General features: G+C 54.0%; 14 protein-coding genes. 3 read left to right on the forward strand and 11 right to left on the reverse strand.

Translation table 11 applies throughout. From position 1 onward, the window contains the following. Window positions 1–9: 9 nt before the first annotated feature. The 3 genes from hmeg3_RS19360 to hmeg3_RS19370 all read right to left on the reverse strand — a co-directional run bounded on the left by hmeg3_RS19360 (window position 10) and on the right by hmeg3_RS19370 (window position 3,263). Window positions 10–846 carry a gallate dioxygenase gene (locus hmeg3_RS19360; protein WP_094565178.1) on the reverse strand — a complete coding sequence of 279 codons (837 nt, stop codon included), beginning with the start codon at window positions 844–846 and terminating at the stop codon, window positions 10–12. A gap of 36 nt (window positions 847–882) precedes the next feature. Further along, entirely contained in the window at window positions 883–1,986 is a 1,104-nt protein-coding gene (locus hmeg3_RS19365; protein ID WP_094565179.1) for an aromatic ring-hydroxylating dioxygenase subunit alpha, read from the reverse strand. Between the two features lie 95 nt (window positions 1,987–2,081). Continuing rightward, window positions 2,082–3,263 carry an ABC transporter substrate-binding protein gene (locus tag hmeg3_RS19370; RefSeq protein ID WP_094565180.1) on the reverse strand — a complete coding sequence of 394 codons (1,182 nt, stop codon included), beginning with the start codon at window positions 3,261–3,263 and terminating at the stop codon, window positions 2,082–2,084. Between the two features lie 342 nt (window positions 3,264–3,605). On the opposite strand from hmeg3_RS19370, the gene hmeg3_RS19375 reads away from it, so the two are divergent. Beyond that, window positions 3,606–4,301, forward strand: coding sequence for an alpha/beta fold hydrolase (locus hmeg3_RS19375; protein ID WP_094565181.1), 696 nt, complete (start codon window positions 3,606–3,608; stop codon window positions 4,299–4,301). 36 nt (window positions 4,302–4,337) lie between these two features. On the opposite strand, the gene hmeg3_RS19380 is transcribed toward hmeg3_RS19375, so the two are convergent. After that, window positions 4,338–5,582, reverse strand: a complete 1,245-nt coding sequence (locus hmeg3_RS19380; RefSeq protein WP_094565182.1) for a LysR family transcriptional regulator — start codon at window positions 5,580–5,582, stop codon at window positions 4,338–4,340. A 270-nt stretch (window positions 5,583–5,852) separates the two neighbouring features. Here hmeg3_RS19380 and hmeg3_RS19385 point away from each other — a divergent pair, with 270 nt between their 5' ends. After that, window positions 5,853–6,806 (forward strand): NAD(P)-dependent oxidoreductase, encoded by a 954-nt coding sequence (locus hmeg3_RS19385; protein WP_232511739.1) that lies wholly within the window; start codon window positions 5,853–5,855, stop codon window positions 6,804–6,806. Window positions 6,807–6,873: 67 nt separating this feature from the next. Further along, window positions 6,874–8,070, forward strand: coding sequence for a formaldehyde dehydrogenase, glutathione-independent (gene fdhA, locus hmeg3_RS19390; RefSeq protein ID WP_094565183.1), 1,197 nt, complete (start codon window positions 6,874–6,876; stop codon window positions 8,068–8,070). 199 nt (window positions 8,071–8,269) lie between these two features. Here the strand turns inward: fdhA and hmeg3_RS19395 are convergent, their stop codons facing one another. The 7 genes from hmeg3_RS19395 to hmeg3_RS19420 all read right to left on the reverse strand — a co-directional run bounded on the left by hmeg3_RS19395 (window position 8,270) and on the right by hmeg3_RS19420 (window position 16,049). After that, complete coding sequence (locus hmeg3_RS19395; RefSeq protein WP_157739308.1) at window positions 8,270–9,466, reverse strand: serine hydrolase; 1,197 nt, start codon at window positions 9,464–9,466, stop codon at window positions 8,270–8,272. Window positions 9,467–9,814: 348 nt separating this feature from the next. Further along, the gene (locus hmeg3_RS19400) at window positions 9,815–10,393 is read right to left on the reverse strand and encodes a type III toxin-antitoxin system ToxN/AbiQ family toxin (protein WP_094565185.1); all 579 of its coding nucleotides are present in this window, start codon (window positions 10,391–10,393) and stop codon (window positions 9,815–9,817) included. Between the two features lie 163 nt (window positions 10,394–10,556). Beyond that, window positions 10,557–11,645, reverse strand: coding sequence for a beta family protein (locus tag hmeg3_RS19405; RefSeq protein WP_094565186.1), 1,089 nt, complete (start codon window positions 11,643–11,645; stop codon window positions 10,557–10,559). A gap of 18 nt (window positions 11,646–11,663) precedes the next feature. After that, the gene (locus hmeg3_RS19410) at window positions 11,664–12,881 is read right to left on the reverse strand and encodes an ImmA/IrrE family metallo-endopeptidase (protein ID WP_094565187.1); all 1,218 of its coding nucleotides are present in this window, start codon (window positions 12,879–12,881) and stop codon (window positions 11,664–11,666) included. A gap of 5 nt (window positions 12,882–12,886) precedes the next feature. Then, on the reverse strand, window positions 12,887–13,150 hold the full coding sequence (locus tag hmeg3_RS24810; protein WP_157739310.1) for a hypothetical protein: 264 nt from the start codon (window positions 13,148–13,150) through the stop codon (window positions 12,887–12,889). A gap of 527 nt (window positions 13,151–13,677) precedes the next feature. Then, window positions 13,678–14,922 carry a type II secretion system protein GspD gene (locus hmeg3_RS19415; RefSeq protein WP_094565188.1) on the reverse strand — a complete coding sequence of 415 codons (1,245 nt, stop codon included), beginning with the start codon at window positions 14,920–14,922 and terminating at the stop codon, window positions 13,678–13,680. A 5-nt stretch (window positions 14,923–14,927) separates the two neighbouring features. Beyond that, entirely contained in the window at window positions 14,928–16,049 is a 1,122-nt protein-coding gene (locus hmeg3_RS19420; RefSeq protein ID WP_094565189.1) for a zonular occludens toxin domain-containing protein, read from the reverse strand. Window positions 16,050–16,052: the final 3 nt, after the last annotated feature.

The following is a 16,052-nucleotide window of genomic DNA, read 5'->3' on the forward strand; positions in this document are numbered from 1 at the left end:
ATTTTCTCTTCAGGCTTGTTCGTAGATCGCCACGGCCATCGCCGTCGTGGTCGCCAGATAGACGTTCTGGTGGATGCATTTGATCTTGTCGTCGAGTGCGCCGCGCATGGCCAGCCACATGATGACCTCGACACTTTCGGCGCCGCCCAGACGCACGAAGTCGGCATGCTTGAGCCTAGTCAGGCTCTGCGGATCGTCGACGATGCGGCGCAGGAATTCGTCATCCCATTCCGGATTGTTGAAGCCGGTACGCTCGCCATGGATCTGATGCGACAGACCGCCGGTGCCGACGACGGCAACTTTGAGGTCTTCGGGGAAGGACTCGATGGCGCGGCGCACCGCCTGACCGAGCTTGTAGCAGCGCGCAGCGGTCGGCAACGGGTATTGCAGCACGTTGATTTCAATCGGGACAATCGCACCGGGCCACGCCGGTTCATGCGGCCACATCAGCGACAACGGCGAGTTGCAGCCGTGGTCGAGTGCACGATCCTGAAACAACGTCATGTCGAACTCGTCGTTGACCAGGCATTCCGCCAGATGCGCCGCCAGTTCGGGGTGGCCGTTGATGTCGGGCAAGGGGCGCTTGCCGGCGCCTTCGTCGGCCATTTCAAAACTCGGCGAGACGCCCAGCGCAAACGTCGGATAGCAGTCAAAGAAGAAACTGTTTGCATGATCGTTGTAGAACATGACCAGCACATCCGGCGCCTGCTCGCGCAACCATTGTGCTACCGGTTCATAGCCCTTGAACAGCGGCGCCCAGGCCGGATCGTTCTGCCGTCCCTTGTCGTACGCCAGGCCGATGGTGGGCACGTGCGACGTGCCGATTCCTCCTACGATTCTTGCCATGTTTTCCTCAATACGCTTTCAACACATTCAAAATACTTAATACATTTTTACGGCGACGCTGGGCGGCTCCTCCGCTTGCGTCATCTCAGCTTCGGCAAGGCGCAGCAAGGTCTTGCGCATGGACAGACCGGGGCGGTCGGGGCCGAAGCTCAGTTCGTCCGGTGGGCCATCCCCCTTCTCGACTTCCTCCTGTATCCAGGTCAGGGCGTCGACGTCTTCCATATACGCCTTGACCGAAGCGGAGGCCAGATAGTCGCTGGCACCGGCATCATCGAGCGCGAAGTCGCGGCTGTTGAACCACCAGTAGTGGATCGTGCCTTGAAATTCCGGCGTGAACAAGTGCGTAATATTCACGCGATAGTCGGTGTGTTCGCCTTCGCGCGGCTCAAGATTGGCGATGCGCGCAAACGCGATATGTCCGGCCGGGGAAACGAAACGACTGTCGGAGAAACGATCCACCGGACGTCCGGTCAGCTTCATCGGGATGCCGTAGATCGGTGGCGGCGGTGAATTTTTCAGCTCGCGGCGGATACGCACGACATCGCCTTCATTGTGGATTTCGAGACTGGAGCGCGAATACTCCGGCGTGCCGACCGTGTCCGCATGCAGAATCGGAAAGTGTGTCTGATCCAGCAGATTCTCGTGCATGGCGACGTAGTTGGACTTCATGTGGAAGTAGCCGGTGACGGTGGTCCACTCCGGCGCATCCAGCCACGACGTATCGGGAATCAGCGCCGGATCGGCCTTGGCGGCGTCGCCCATCCAGATCCAGATCAACGGGCCTTTCTCTTGCACGGGATAGGATGCGATGCGCGCGTGCGTCGGCGGGTTGGCCAGCGACGGCATGTGTACGCACTGGCCTTCGGGGTTATAGGCCATGCCGTGATAACCGCATACCACCTGATCGCCCTCAAGGCGGCCCTTCGACAAGGGGAAGGAGCGATGAGCGCAACGGTTTTGCATGATGACGGGCGTGCCGTCGACCTTGCGGTACATCAGCACGGTCTTGCCGAGCAAGGTGCGCTCCAGCAGATCGCGCGTGACTTCGCGCGACAGCGCGGCGACGTACCAGCAATCCTTGATCAGGGGCGTGGTGTGATTGGCCATCTTCGGCTTGGCGGCTGCGGCTTTCTGAAGCATGGAGTTCTCCTCTAAACACACTGCGGCGACTTATCCATCGCCGCAATGAACAATGACAACATGGTGCGCAATAACGATAGCAATAACGATGGCGACTACTGTACCTTCACGCCCGGATCCTTGATGGCCGGATACGTCTTGAACGGCTTGTTGACGTAGACGCCATCGACCTTTTCAATACGGCGGATGTAGATATTCTGCGTCATCTCGCGCGTCTGCGGATCGATGCTCACCGGGCCGCGCGGGCTTTCCCACGCGTAGCCCTTGATTGCCGCCATGGCCTTGTCGCCGTCTTGCTTGCCGCCGGTGGCGCGGATCATTTCATAGATCATCTTCATCGAATCATAGGCAGCGATCGATGCCACGTTCGGTGTCTTGTCGGCGCCGTACTTCTTGCGGAAGGCGGTGACAAAAGCCACATTGGCAGGCGTGGTGCTGGCCGGCGAATAATGCAGCGCAGTCACGATGCCTGCAGCAGCGTCGCCGTAGGACGGCAGTTCGCTCTCTTCGGTTTCGGCGGTGGCCAGCAGCTTGATGCCGGATTTATCAAGTCCACGCTCGACGAAAGCCTTGATAAAGGCGACCGCCATCGGGCCGACCGGCGTGAACATGTAGACGTACTCAGGATTGGCTTCCTTGATCTTTTGCATGTAGGTCGAGAAGTCGGACGTATTCAGCGGCATCTTCAGCTCGGCGACGATCTGGCCCTTTTCTTCGGTGAAAGACTTGCGGAACGAGGTCAGCGCATCAGCGCCCGGTGCGTAGTCCGCCACCGCCAGCGCAACGCGCTTGCCGCCCTGCTCCGCCGTCCACTTGGCCAGCGGCGTCGCCACCATCCATTGGGTATACCCGGCGCGCAACAGGTAAGGCGACTTGCTCAGGATGCCGGACGTACCGGCATTAATGATGACGATAGGCACCTTGGCCTGCGTGGCGACATCGGCGACAGCCAGCGCCGTCGGCGTGAATTCGAGACCGCTGATGTACTGCACCTTGTCGCGTACAACCAGCTCTTCGGCCAATTGGCGTGCGCGTGCAGGATTGTTGCCGCCGACATCGCGATAGATGATCTTGATCGTGTGCTCACCGGCGCGGCCGTTGTTTTGTGCGAGGAATAGTTCAGTGGCGTCCTGAATCTGTTTGCCCCAGTTGCTGTACGGGCCGCTGAATGCAGCGATCACGCCGATGCGGATTTCATCTGCATGCGCAGCGGGAGTGGCGACAAAGATGGCGGCGCTGGCAAGCGGCAAGGTGAACTTCATGAATCGGTGCAACATCGGTGGTCTCCTGTTGTATGGAATTTGTTGTCGGCTCTACGCCGTTTTTATGGAAGCATTATCGGGTTCAGACGGCACCGGCGTTATACATTTAGCCTTGCCACCCCATCTAATTTGCTTATTGATTTTTGGACACCTGCTGATCGCAGCTTACAAAGCACCGATAACACAAAAATTTAATTCCTTTAAAATCAATAAATTAGATAACAGGCACGCACAAAATCAGCGATATCGAGATTGCTGCACCATGTCAAACTGGCTGATTGAGACGGAATGCGAGGCTGGACACAGGCAAGTCGTTTGGATACATTGCATCTCGTTTTTCACCCTTTCGGAAGCAACATGAAAACGATTTATTTGCTGTGCGGTTTGCTGTGCGATGACGTGGTCTGGGAAGCGCAGGCCGATGCCCTGCGCAAAGAACACAAGGCAGACGTGCGTATCGTGAGTTTTCAGCAGGACGATTCCATCGCCGGCATGGCGAGCCGCGTGCTGCAGGATGCACCTGAGCAGTTTTTTCTTGCGGGCCATTCGATGGGGGGCCGCGTTGCGCTGGACGTGTATCGTCAGGCTGCGCATCGCGTGCAACGTCTGGCGCTGCTGGATACCGGCTATGAGGCCACGACGCCGGGCGAAGATGCCCGCCGCGCCGTACTGGTTGATCGTGCCCGCGCCGACGGCATCAACGCCATCGGCGAAACCTGGGCCATGCCAATGCTGGCCCCCGGCAATCGGGACAATGCGCCGCTGGTCAATCGCATTCTGGAAATGGTCGGACGCATGTCGCCCGCAATCTACGCAGCCCAGATTCGCGCATTGCTGGGCCGTCCAGATGCAACGCCGGTGCTGTCGGCAATCAGCTGCCCCACATTGATTCTGTGCGGCGCAGAAGATGCCTGGAGTCCACCGGAACGCCATGCGCGCATGGCGGCGCTGGTCAAGGGCAGCGTGTTGACTGAAATCCCCGCCTGCGGACATATGTCGACCATGGAAGAGCCGGATGCCGTCACCCAGGCGCTGCTGCGCTGGGTGGCCTGAGCGGGCAGCAACTCAACTTATCAAGCGGTCACTGCGTCACCAATGACCGCTGTTGGCGGCGCGGCGCTCCATCTGTGTCGCCACTTCCCGTATGGCATCCATCAGTACGACCGCACCCGGCGACGGATGGCTTTCTTCCCGTTGCGTGATGCCGATGGTGCGCGAGGTGCGCGGCAGGTCAAAGTCCAGCACCTGCAACGCGTTGGAGTGAATTTCATACTCCAGCTGCTGCGCCGAGATCGCGGTGACCATATCGCTGTGCAGCAGCAGGCCGCGCAAGATCGCGAGGTCGCTGGTCTCGACCACTTCAGTCGGCGCCGGCATGTCCTTGCGGCTCATCGACGATTCAAACAGCGCACGCGCCGGCGTCCCCTTGCTCGACAAGATCCACTGCGCGCGCATCATGTCGTCAAGCGTCACCTTCGACTTCTGCGTCAGCGGATGACCGCGCCGCACGATCACCGACATCTTGTCTTCCAGCAACGGCTCGCCGTGCAGGTCGTTGGCGTATTCCGGCGGGCGCAATGCACCAAGGATGAAGTCAATGTCCCCCGCACGCAGACGTGCCGCCAGGCTATCGAAAGGCCCCTCGATGGTGGTGATGCGCAACTGCGGATGCGCGGCAATCACGCTGGCAATCGCGCGCGGCAAGATGGTCGTACGGCTTAAGGGCAATGCGCCGACAACCACACGGCCTTGCGTGGTTCCCTTGAGCGCCGAGATATCGGCCTCGGCGTGGCGCAGCTCTGCCAGCGCACGCTTGGCGCGAAACAGCAGCAAGGCGCCGGCTTCGGTCAGCAGCATGCCCTTGGGCGTGCGTTGAAACAAGGTCGCACCGAGACTGGTTTCCAGATCAGAGATGGAAGCGCTTACCGCCGGCTGAGTGATACCAAGCGCGTTGGCGACGGTTGGCATGTGATGCGATTCGGCCAGCTTGACGAAGATCTGCAGACGACGCTCATTGAACAGCATCGACAAGATGGAAGTCTTCATCGCGCCTGTGGGCGTCTTGATCTTGCTATAGATTTCGTCGCGCGCCAGCTCAAATTCCTGCGCCGCCCTGCGTGCGCGAAACAGCAAGGTATTACCGAATACCGTCAGCAGCATGCCGCTGGATTTTCGTTCAAACAGGGACTCGCCGATAACCGTTTCAAGCTCGTGTACCGAGCGCGTGATTGCTGATTGCGCACGATACAGCGCATCAGCGGCGCGGGTGACGCTGCCCAGTTCGGCGACGGTGATGAAGGCGCGCAGATGACGCAGGCTTACGGTGGATGTCATAGGAAGGAAGCGGCTCCGGGCGTTGCGGAATATGAATTTCCGATATCTTTTTTTCTAGGATGAAGGATATGCGCGGTTTTGACAAGCTCGCATTGCCGCTGTGTGAAAAGACTTTTTCAGCTTATGCAATCAACATCATTTATTCCAGACCGATAAGAAGATTAGATGCCTCATCGGGTGATTTTGGGTGGTTGAAGCGATCGAATTCCCACAGAATCAGACGACTGCCCGGTTCGGTTACCGGGCGCTTCTTCCCTCGCGAAAAACATCATGCCCATGGCAGCGTCCGATACCGCCCTCGTTTCTGTCTGCCTGATAGGCTACGGCGAAGCAGGCAAGATCCTGGCCCAAGGTTTGTCGGCGACCGGGCGCTATGCTGTCTCTGCGTATGACATCCTGTTCTCGGACGCTGCTAATCGGCCCATGCGTGAAGCTGCCGCTGCCGGCGTGACCTTGCATGACGACCTCACTGTCGCCATCGCCGATGCCGATGTCATCATCTCCGCTGTCACCGCCAGCTCCGCACACGATGTCGTCGCCAGCGTCGCAGCGTCGATACGCGCCGGTCAATTTTTCCTCGATATCAACTCCGTCTCACCGGCACTGAAACAGGAAAGCTACGCGCTACTCACAAGCCGCCGCGCGCGCTATGTCGAAGCTGCGGTAATGGCGTCCATTCCGCCTTACGGCATCGCCGTACCGATGCTGCTGGGAGGGCCACATGCCGCCGGTTTCATGGCACTGATGGCGCAGTCCGGCATGCAGATGAAGATCGCCTCCGAGAACATTGGGGTGGCGTCGGCCATCAAGATGTGCCGCAGCGTGATGATCAAGGGACTGGAGGCACTCACCGTTGAAAGCATGTTCACCGCGCGCCACTACGGTGTGGAGGAAGAAGTACTCGCCTCGCTGACAGAAACTTTTCCCGGTATCGACTGGCCGCGCCAGGCCGACTACCTCGTCTCCCGCGTCGTCCAGCATGGCCGCCGCCGCGCCGCTGAGATGCGCGAAGTCGCGCACACCGTTTCCGATGCGGGTCTGGCGCCATTGCTTTCGTCCGCCATCGCCGAACGCCAGGACTGGCTGGCCGATCAGGTGCAGGCGGGCATCGTCGACAAACACAAAAAAAGCTGGCGCGAGGTCGCCGACCGTATTGCCGCAGTCTCGGCGACAACGACAACAGCAACCGCAACCGAAATCAAGGTCTCGAAGAAGACGGCTTGATCTGAGTTTTAACCATTCAGGTCGCAGATTTACAAGAGGGATTTACCCATAACAAAGGAGATAGTTCATGGAAGAAAATCGTGGTGTTGTTTATGTCGCGCACGGGCGCGTCGAAGTGCAGTCGATTCCTTTTCCCAAGTTCGACAATCCGCAAGGGCGGAAGATCGAACACGGCGTCATCCTCAAGGTCGTGACCACCAACATCTGCGGCTCCGACCAGCACATGGTGCGCGGCCGCACAACCGCGCCATCTGGATTGGTGCTCGGGCACGAGATCACCGGTGAAGTGATCGAAGTCGGCAAAGACGTCGAAACGCTCAAAAAAGGTGACCTGGTTTCCGTCCCCTTCAACGTCGCCTGCGGCCGCTGCCGCACCTGCAAGGAGCAACACACCGGCGTCTGCCTCAGCGTCAACCCGGCGCGTGCAGGTGGCGCCTACGGCTACGTGGACATGGGTGGCTGGATCGGTGGACAGGCTGAATACGTCATGGTGCCCTACGCCGATTTCAACCTGCTGCGCTTTCCGGACAAAGACAAGGCCATGGAAAAGATCACCGACCTGACGTGCCTGTCCGACATCTTGCCGACCGGCTTCCATGGCGCCGTCACCGCAGGCGTCGGCCCAGGCTCGACCGTCTATGTCGCCGGCGCTGGTCCGGTCGGTTTGGCTGCAGCCGCATCGGCACGCTTGCTCGGCGCGGCAGTCGTCATCGTCGGCGACGTCAATGCCACGCGCCTGCAACATGCCCGCAGCGTCGGCTTCGAGACAGTCGACCTGTCGCAAGATGCGACGCTGGCGGATCAGATCGCCGCAATCCTCGGCGACTCGGAAGTGGACTGCGCCATCGATTGCGTCGGCTTCGAAGCACGCGGCCACGGTCACAGCGGCTCGCAAGTCGAAGCACCGGCAACCGTGCTGAACTCCCTCATGGAAATCACCCGCGCCGCCGGACGCATCGGCATCCCCGGCCTCTACGTCACCGACGACCCGGGCGCCGTGGACACCGCAGCCAAACGCGGCAGCCTCAGCATCCGCCTGGGACTGGGATGGGCCAAGTCGCACAGCCTGCACACCGGCCAGACGCCAGTGATGAAATACAACCGCCAGCTCATGCAAGCCATCCTGTGGGACCGCCTGCACATCGCCGACATCGTCGGCGTGCAGGTGATCTCGCTGGATCAGGCGCCCAAGGGCTACGGCGAATTCGATGCGGGTGCGCCGAAGAAGTTTGTGATTGATCCGCATGGCGCGTTGGCGGCGTAGGCTGCTTGGAAGCACCGGCAACGTGAGCAGGGTTCGCTTTCGCTGAACGCTGAGCAGCGCACATGACGGACGTCGTAACGATGGCGAATGCGGCACATTACAACGGCAATACAAAAAGGGCTTACGTTTTACCGTAAGCCCTTTTTACTTGCCTGCCTTTGAGAAGAAGCCCCAAGTCTTCCCGCTCGCAGCTGCAATGTCAGTTCTTCGCCGCCGACAACGACGCCACGATGCTGCGGAAAGCGGCCACCGTCAACGCCTCATCCTGCTCCGCGCCGTGATCGCTCAGCTTGACGATGACGGTATCGCTGACCGGATCGATGTAGACGTACTGCCCATGAATCCCGATCGCCGTGTAATCCTGCCCGTTGGTGGCACGACGCGGCAACCACCAGCCGCGACCATACGCAAAGTCTGCATCCGCCACACCGACCTGCTCCGGCCGCCGCATCCAGCTCTCCGGCAACACCGCTGTGCCGTTCGCCTGACCGCGCCGCAAATGCAGCAGACCAAAACGCGCAAAATCGATAGCACGCGCATTGATGCAGCAAAAACTCTTTTCCACCGCACCCGCATCGCTATCCACACTCCAGCTCGCCGGATACTGCGCGCCCATCGGCTGCCACAGCTTGTCCTGCAGATAGCGCGTCAACGGCTCACCGGTCGCCACCGACAACACCATCCCCAACAACAGATAGTCGATGCTGCGATAAACGAAGCCCTCGCCCGGCGTGAACTGCGTCGTCCCGAGTCCGCGCACGAATCGCTTGAGATCGGTGGTGATGTACATGTAAGCGATCTGCGAAAACACGCTGTCGTATTTCTCATCGACGTGAATGCCGGAATGCATGTTGAGCAGGTCATTCACTTTCAGCACGTCGAATTTCTCCGGCAGATACGGCAGATACTTGCGCACCGGATCGGACAGGGACAGTTTGCCTTCTTGCACGGCAATACCAGTCAGGTCGGACAGGATGGACTTGGCGACGGAGTAGGACGGAAAGACAGTTTCGCGTGTTGCACCGAGGGGGTAGAGTTCTTGTACCAACTGACCACGATGGATGACCAGCAAAGCGTCGGTGTGAGTCTGGCTGAGGAATTGAGCGAGGCCGAGCGTTGCACCATTGCGCCAGGCAACTTGCTGGGACAGAAATAGCGATGGTGAAGTCGATTCTGCGGGAGAGGAAGTTTGTAACGCTTGCGGGTTCGCACTCGCTACGAATGGCGCGCTATCGAAATAGACGTAGCTTTGTGAAAATGGTCGCAGCTCCAGAGCCAGGCCGAGTAACGCCGTTGGCGACGGCAGACGCAGTAAGCTTGTGACAGGCCAGGACAACCCCACCAGCAAGCTTAAGCCGGCGATGCAGTACAACGTGATCTTCTGGTATTTACGCATTGTTTCCGTCTTGTGGCGTGTTGCTCGTTCACCGACAACACTGATGTCGCGGCAATGAAGCATGTGCCGCATCGATAGCGACATCTTCAGAAACAGCATTAAACACTATTTCAAACTGACGCAGAACACCCAAACAAAAAAGGGCTTACGTTTGACCGTAAGCCCTTCTGAATTGCTGGTGGCCCCCCCGTGAGTCGAACACGGCACCAACGGATTATGAGTCCTATTCAACATCTAACATTCAGCAACCATAGCTCACTATGCTTGCCTCTATGTCGCATTGAATAACAATGAACACCATCCAATCACATCGCCGTTGATCCTCTGTTGAACCAATACTATATATGCTCAGTTACGATCAGAGGGCCGAACATATTCCTGCAAAGCAGTCTCGAGATTGGCAAAATCACAAGACAATTTTACGTAAAAAGGGTTTTTGTCTGTACAGACAAGCTTATAGAGTTTCGTTGTCTTATCGACAATCTCATCTCTCTGAGTTTTAATAAACTCCAATTGCTTTTGCAGCATTCGTTGATATTTTGGATCCTCCTTAGTCAGATCCAATTCCACGACGACATCGTCAGTCACAGGAATCATATTGCTTAGCTGAATCATTCCAAGCTTGTTTGCTGGATTTCCGCGCTCATGCAATTTCATTATTGCCGGGCTATTTTTAAATCCATCTTGCTTGGGCTTATATGAGGTTAATGGCGCCAAATATTTGCAACCGTTGATCTCTATCACTACGCCAACATACGGCCGCTTCCCTCCGTAGTTCTCGGGAACGTTTTTGTCTACCCCCCGGAGATGCGCTATATATTCGTTTTTTACTGTATAGAATCGCATAATTTCTTTCGAGCAAAAAAAAAGTGGCTTTCGCCACTTTTTAGTTTTGTACTTAACGGGGTACAAAGCCCATTTTTTCAAGCTCGCACTTAGTGGTAGCGATTCACCTTTGTTTCAAGTTCGCACTTAATGGTAGCGAATCACCTTTTTTTCAAGTTCGCACTTAACGGTAGCGAATCACCTTTATTGAAATGCTACCCCAATCTAACCGACTTGTCAATTGAGCGAAAGCTGACGAGAGCTATTAGCGAGTAAGCGTTGCGACATGCCGCTGAAATTCAAATATTTCTGCAAGCACCGCCTCCAAATGATGATTTGTATCGATTGCAATCCAATCACCAGCATTACCCTTAAACACTAAATTTGCACAATCTTGAATACGCTGATCGCCCCAACTAAACGCCGGCCCCATGTAGTGACCCGACGCAATCAGGTATTGAGCCAAGGCATGCGTCTGCGCACCTTTCGGGGGAACCTGAATTGAGTGACCGCGTACAACCAAATAACGATTCGTCAGGGTATAACGAATCTTACCATTCATGTTTGGCGCAATCACATCCTCTTCACCACTGGGATTACGAATACCGTAGTCTCCGAAAATGATATCTGTATTGCGGCGCTCCGCGCAGATCGACTTCCAAAGCACGGCTTCTCGGCGCTCAACAAATCCAGCGGAATTAATTTTTTTCACCGCTTGATTTACCGTTGTAGGCAGCGAGCAACCGGCAACCACAATTCCACCGAATCCGATGGGTTCAAGCAACGTAAGTGCATCCGTCACAAGCGGCATCAAATCCACTACAGCAGAATGAAAAATATCACCAAGATCAACCACAACAAAGCAATGCGACGGGACTATGGCCAAACGATCCATAAGTTCGTCCAGCTTATCCATGAAGTAATCAGGATCACCGACATCCTCCAGGGCATCCTTTTCCAAGCGAATACAAAATCTCTTTTGTCCCTCTTCGCTCAGTCCCGCTAACGCACGTTGATATTCTGGGTCGTCCCAACGATCATAAGACGCCACAGCACTAGCTGGAACACCAAGCATAGAGAGCTGCGAGCAAGCATACGCAAGAACATGCTCTCCGTTTTCCGCCTGAGCGTTAGGCTTCCATTTAGGGATATCAACAAACACCTGCCCACCAGTCCAAGCCGATGAGATCAGAAAGGCTAGTTTATCCAAGTGATCCATCGCAGCGACGCCATCTTTCTGACGATGCAAATCAAAAAGTGGCAAAACCTTGCTAACAGACCGCGTCGACAGCTTCTCAAGTGCCTTCAATTCACCTGGCTTCGCTTTTAAAATCGGGACATATTGGGGATTCATGCGTTGCTCCTAAATTACTTAAACAACCTCTAAATTGAAGAGCTTTCGCACTTCACCCTGCCCTATCAACTCAGGAAACAGTTGATAGTTATTTTTTTCTCGATGAACTCGACCGGCAATAATTGACGGATGAATTTTCAGCTCACGTGAAAGCCGATCTATCGACTCCCGACTAGGCGACAAATATGCATCACTTCGTTTCCAAACTACTCGTGGAATAAAGGATTCCCTGGCTATGCGATTTGCCTCGACCTCGCGACGGTCTTCAGATGCGGCATCTAGATTATCTAAAAACGTTTCGTCAGCGCCAATATGCTTCCATAGATGAGCCACTTCATGCATCAAGGTAAACCAAAAATTATCTAGTCGATCAAAACGCAAAGTTAACGCTACGATCGGAGTTCCATCTGCATCTTTAAGTGCTGCCCCATCCAGCATTGTTCCTTTTAGATGAGGCTCAATGACAACTGCAATTCCATGCTTCTCTAAAAATTCCACAGCCAAAAGAGGTCCTTGTTCAAACCAACTTAATTGAGCAAGCTCTTTCAAGAAGGACACAGAAAGAATCTCTGCATCAAACTTTCCTAAGTTCGATTTTTTCTCTCGACTCAGCTGTATCACTTTGGCCAGCCATGCAAACAAGGCATATTTGGTACTCGGCGAATACGCGTCACCGCTCAACGTACGCTTAAAAGCTGCATCGCCGAATTGAATTCCAATATCAGCAATGAAACGCTGAACAAGCTCTTCAATCGAATCCGACGCCTTATCCGTTAGTTTTCTAACCCATCCCCGAGCGACCATTTCCTTAATGGGAAACTTCCCCCAATCAAGGTTATCGCCTTTCTGCGCTTGAGATGGCACAGACAGTCCCACTAGCGTCTCTGTAGAGATACCCAAACCAATAGACAGGGCTCGAATCATCTGAACAGTGAGCGGCCTCTTCCTAGCCAAGACTTCAGATACTCGACTTCTCGTCCCAAAATACGGGACAAGATCGGTTTGCTTTAGCCCCTGCTCTTCCATTCGGAAAAGAATTGCATCAATTGGATCAGGAGTTTCGACAGGGTACTTTTGATTCTCATAAGAATCGACCAACACCGACAAGAGTTCTAACCTGTCCGCAGCTGGCGATCCGATGATAGGCATTCCAGCCATCAAACGCTGGATTTCCCCCAGATACTCATGATATTGCTCATCAGAGCGTATTACTTTAGGTTCAACCTTAGTTTCCATTGCAATTAAGACATATTTTTCAAATCGGTAACGACCGCAATATTCAACGGAAACATAATCGACAGCTGAATTGAATGCGGTTGCGAAGCCACACGGAATAGAAACACATCAACATTTGCCGCTGTGACTGTTGGAAACTGCTTAATGACATCACCTGGATGTTTCCAAGAAGCATTCACCACTTCAGAAATCCAGTTAACCAACCAAACATCTGTTGTGGCGTCAAGACCGCGCAAAAGTTGCAATTTATTACGTCCCAGTAGTTTCATAACCATATCTGTTCACGATTTGGGAACAGAATACCAGAATGCAAAGAAATGTCAACATGTTCCCAAAATGGGAACATTAGAATAATACTGTATAAATTCACAGTATTCAAATTTTACTATGCATCGCTTTAAACATGCTTGCTTGCCGGCTACGGGGAACGCTACGCGTTAGTCTACCGACCCGGCCCCTACGGCAAACATCGGGCAACAAACCGCCCGACCGCGACATGTTTAAGAAGAACACCGCCTAAGATTTAAGCCTCCGGTCTTCAGTAGATGCCAGCACAACCTACATTGCCCTTGGCGTGCCGCAAACGCCTCACTACCACCATTCGCACACCTGGCTTAGCGAAGGTGACTACCGAGCTTCCTTGGTAGAGATGCGCTCTTCGCAAGAGGCTCGGATTGATCTTGACCCATAGTTTTCCGCGGCGAATCTTGATTTGCGACTCTGCGACATATCTCACGCGGCCAGTGAAGCGATCGCGGATTTTTTTAATGCGATTTTGTGAAAGTAGTGTCATGGGCTAGATACGTGTCAACTTGAGAATAAGAAGGATCTCTGTCTTCGTATTACTGGAATTTAGTGATTGAAGAAATTTCGGGAAAAAGGAAAGCCCACTGCGTGAATCGCTGCTTTTATTTTCGCCAAGACCGCCCATAACAACCAATTCACCGTCCGCTAACGTGAGTACCGATCCCATCTCGCGCTTCTTCAATGTAGGAGATGAATTCACTCCAGTGTTGGTACTAACAAAACTGGATGTCTGCTGCATAACCGTCAAATCTACTACTGACTCACGCACTATTGGCTGGATATTGAATATCGCTCCACTCGGTTTGTACTCAACAGACTGCAACGGTGTGTTCGCGTTTCCGCCATAGCTAACTTGAGATAAAACCGGAACATCCTCCCCAACAACCAAATAGCCGGTCTCTCCCGATGTCACTCGCATAATCGGTGTTGAAATCAGATTAAATCGACTGTCAGAAGAAAAATTTGATAAAACGGCATTGATACTGACGTTAGTAAACTTGAAGATATTCGAGAGGGGATCAATTACTTGACCAAGCGAAGCGCCAAACTTCCCATTCAAGAGATTTAGCGCAATGCTGGCGGCACCTCCATCACTATTAGAGGTTTGTACCTCATACAAAATAGCCTGAACCATGACACTCTTCTTGGGAATATCGACCTGCAACATGACCTGCTTCAGCCGAGCGATCTCTTCAGCCGACCCCAAAAATACTAACGTGTCGCTTCTTCGATCAACGAGCGCAGCGGCAGAGCCACTAGGTACGGATCGTTGAGGCGCCATGTTTTCAGGAGCAGCATGGATTGCCTTCTTCGCGGTGAATTGGCCTTTAAATAGCGGAGCCAGAAGATCACTCAAATACGATCCGTCCCGGTATCGAGGCTGGTACACATATACGTCAGGGGGCGGCTCGACATACTCTTCTTTGATCTTCTTTGTGACATATGCGATTCCGTCGCGATTGGTGATTATTAAGCCGACCGATTCGAGAAAGCCAGATAGAAATCGGGAGAAATCTCCCATCTGAGCGTCATATCGAAAGGAAACGATACGCTTGTCCGCCAAGACTTCTGGATCAATCACATAAGGCGTGTCTTTTGTTTCGGCATATATCAATTGCACGACCTGCGCAATCTGCACTTCGCGAAACTCCAAGCGTGACGGCACCACCTCTTTCCTTCCAGCGAACGACGGTATTGCGAAGCACAGAAGAATCACAAGCAAGATTTTTTTCATGGCCGTCAAGGGTGATTAGTTGGCATCTGGCCAAGAGGTGGCAGAGGAGGTTTTACAATCGCATCGGTGCTCACAGGTACACCGGCAGATCCGGTCCATACCGTCACTAATGATTGATCCACACTTCCCGTCATTGAATAGCGAGATCCATTGAAGACAGATGGCGACTCAACCCTTAAAACACCGCGAGGATCAGCCAATACAACGAAAGATTCGTTGCGCACCATATAGCTGCCGACGATGCGCCATATCTCACTGCGCTGAGGCGGTGCTACTGAAACGTTTCCTGGTGAACCTTGGGGAGCCGGTTTTGCAGCGATCCCCGATTGAGCAACTGACTGGCCAGGATTCTCGTTGTTCTGTTTAGGATGAAAGAAGCGCCATATCGCAAATCCGCAGCCCAACGTGACTATTACGAGTGTTCCGAAAGTGATCCAGATCCGCTTGCCGCCAAATTTATTCTGTCGCTGATCGACCGTCTCAGTCTTTCCACTGACTCCGCCCTTAAACGAGCTATAGAGAGGGAAAATCTCTTTTTTATATTTACGTATCCACGTACCAACAAGCGTGGCTTTATTGAGCTTGTATCCCTCCCAGCAGTTGATGCTGTAGGTATTGTTCATGCCCAACGACACCTTCTTGTGTGTCTTAAACGTGAAAGCAACAACGTTCTTTAAGAATCGATTGAGCGTGCTGATGTCCTGCACCATCAAGACAAGATCACATGCCACGCCAGTCTCTTCGTCAGTGAAATGCCCGTGCTCCAAGAAGAATGACTGATGGTTTTTGTGGATCTTTCCGACACCCCAGAAGCGCCATGCTTCATCGATGCAGACAATATCCCCAGGCTGGACGACAGTGTCTACGTGAGCGCTTTTCATGTCATCGAAATATGGAAAGAAATCTTCTCGAAAGACATCCTGATTGTCGACATGAATTACTTTCCCCAAAGACGAGATGGGAGTGTTCTGCTTCTCGAATATGTATTGATGAATTTTTGATTCGGAAATGCCGTCGATATTTGTCACCACGCGTCGCCCACGAGCGATTGCAGGCAAGATTACCTCCGACACAACCTCATAGCTTTTTCCTGAGCGCATCAGGCCCGTATATGCATTGATGGGCATAAG

The organism is Herbaspirillum sp. meg3 (assembly GCF_002257565.1).
In the GTDB taxonomy this organism is placed as follows: Bacteria; Pseudomonadota; Gammaproteobacteria; order Burkholderiales; family Burkholderiaceae_D; genus Herbaspirillum.